The sequence below is a fragment of the Psychrobacter sp. T6-1 genome (assembly GCF_052258445.1).
Genome location: NZ_JBQQFC010000370.1, coordinates 1 through 2,112, shown reverse-complemented (window position 1 = coordinate 2,112; position 2,112 = coordinate 1). Strand labels below are relative to the sequence as shown.

The 2,112-nt window shown below is 37.1% G+C and carries 3 protein-coding genes; 2 read left to right on the top strand and 1 reads right to left on the bottom strand.

Going from position 1 to position 2,112, the window contains the following annotated elements; genetic code table 11:
* The first annotated feature begins 165 nt into the window (after nucleotides 1–165).
* Both ACTXGO_RS12870 and ACTXGO_RS12865 read left to right on the top strand, forming a co-directional pair.
* A complete protein-coding gene (locus ACTXGO_RS12870) occupies nucleotides 166–1,278 on the top strand; it encodes an AAA family ATPase (protein WP_443574807.1) in 1,113 nt (370 codons plus the stop codon).
* Nucleotides 1,278–1,745, top strand: a complete 468-nt coding sequence (locus tag ACTXGO_RS12865) for a type II toxin-antitoxin system VapC family toxin (RefSeq protein WP_443574806.1) — start codon at nucleotides 1,278–1,280, stop codon at nucleotides 1,743–1,745. Before ACTXGO_RS12870 ends, ACTXGO_RS12865 begins: the two co-directional genes overlap by 1 nt.
* 3 nt (nucleotides 1,746–1,748) lie before the next feature.
* On the opposite strand, the gene ACTXGO_RS12860 is transcribed toward ACTXGO_RS12865, so the two are convergent.
* The coding region (locus ACTXGO_RS12860; protein ID WP_443574805.1) for a YchJ family protein at nucleotides 1,749–2,112 on the bottom strand (364 nt) is incomplete at its 5' end.

The window sequence follows — 2,112 nt, the reverse complement described above, 5'->3', positions numbered from 1 at the left end:
AACAGCCCAAGCCAGCGTAAGTTTTTGACGGTTGAGGAGGGGATTGCCATTGCACGGGCAGTTGGGGCGAGTGTTTAAGGATAATTTAAATGCAGGCTTTACTTGTACTCTTAAGCTAATTGTTTCATTATCAAAACAATTGATAAATTGAAGTTAGAGGTCGCTATGTTAGGCAACGACATTCAAATTAAGCAACTGGTAGGCGTAGGGGATGTGCATCTTCGCTTTGAGCCTGAGCAAAGAGTGTATTGTCTGATTGGTGAAAATGGCATTGGCAAGACGAAGTGTTTAGAGGCTTTGTTTACTCTATGCTTCACTACCAACGGACTTCTTTATGCCAGTACTATTAGTAATGAACTATTTGCATTTAACAATATAATTTCTGATGGACGTACATTTAATGATATCTCTGATAAAAGCTTAAAGGGCTTCGAAAGTCATAATTCAGCTGTAGTCATGATTGGTGCTTTGAATCGTGGAACCATTGATTACGAAAAAATAGATGTAAATAAGAACATTGGTACTCGAGATACTCGTTTAAAAAAATATATTGATGAAAGTTTTTCGACTTTGAATAGTGAAAAAATGTATAGCTTAGGAATGGGTGAATTATTAAATCAATGGATAATTCAGCGTGCACAATCTGCTAATCCTTATCAAGCTGCCGAGGATAACCGAGAAGTAGAAATTACGACGTTGCTAGACCTACTTAATAAAGTAGATGAACGAATCGATAGTAAGTTTCTTGAAATCTCAGGAAGTAACCGAGTATTTATCAAGATTGCTGACAATAAAACAGAACTCTCAGAGCTTTCCAGCGGCTTTGCATCCATACTCAAAATCATGCAATCTATCATTGCAGGCTATAGCTATTTCACTAATGAAACTAATATCGCTCATGTAAAAGGCGTGGTATTTATCGATGAAATTGAAAGTCATCTGCATACCAAATGGCAAGCGACGATCATCCCTACTTTAAAGCGTCTGTTCCCTAATACCACCTTTTATATCACGACTCATTCCGCTATTGTCTTGAGCCAATTGCAACATGGTGAAGCCTATGAGCTATATCGCGATAAAAAAGATGGCGTAGTAAAGACAGAGCTAATAGAACATCCTAATAATGCTGCCTTTATAGACTTATTAAAAGATGCCTTTGATATCGATATTAATAAACTCAAGCTGGAACGTGAAAACGCACCTCAGCAAGCAGAAGCCAAACAGATGCTGCTCAGTTTATTAGATGAAAAAATTAAACAGCTAGAGGCAGGGCAATAATGAGTGAAAAAGAGTTATTGCTTGATGCCAATTACTTAATTTATCTATTAGAAGGTAAAGTCGATAAAAATGATGCTAACTTATTGCAAAAATTAAAAACTTTACGTGCTGAAATAGCATCAAACAATGTCGAAGTAGTGATAACGCCACTTATCCGTTACGAATTTCTGAGGTATTTTCTATGGAAAAAACAAGAAAATGATGTAAAAAAGTACGTTCATCTTATGAACCAGTTTACTACTTTAGATATCAGTCAAGACGTCGCAGATCTAGCTGCTGATTTATACCGATTAGATAAGTTTGAGTCAGATAACAACAATATTAATAAAAATATTGATAAGCGTCAGTTTGATATATTCCATTTCGCCACAGCTAAGGTTAATAATATTGAATTACTGTCTAACGACAAACATTTACCTCAGCTTGAGAAGTTATATAATCTCTATAGGCTAGATAAACTACTTTAGAACCTACCCCAAATAAACCCCACAACACCTTTTAAACTTCTCCCCAGACCCGCAAATACAGGGCTGTTTTTGACTAACACTCATATCTACTGTCGGATCTAAAAAATACCAGCGCTCAGTGTTATCTGCTTTGTTTTTAACTTTTACAAAGGTAGAGCGCTCATGATGGGCTTGCAAGTCATCCATTTTATTAGCTTCATTATAATAGGCCTTAAACTCCACCTGTGCATGACGTTTACCCAGCTTTGGCGTGTGCTGAACGATTTCTAATCCTGCCCAAGGCGTCTCGTGTGCCCAGCTCTCAATTGACTTGATATCAAGTAGTGCTTGCTGCGCGGGCACAGTCGTCTTAACAATATATTCAGGT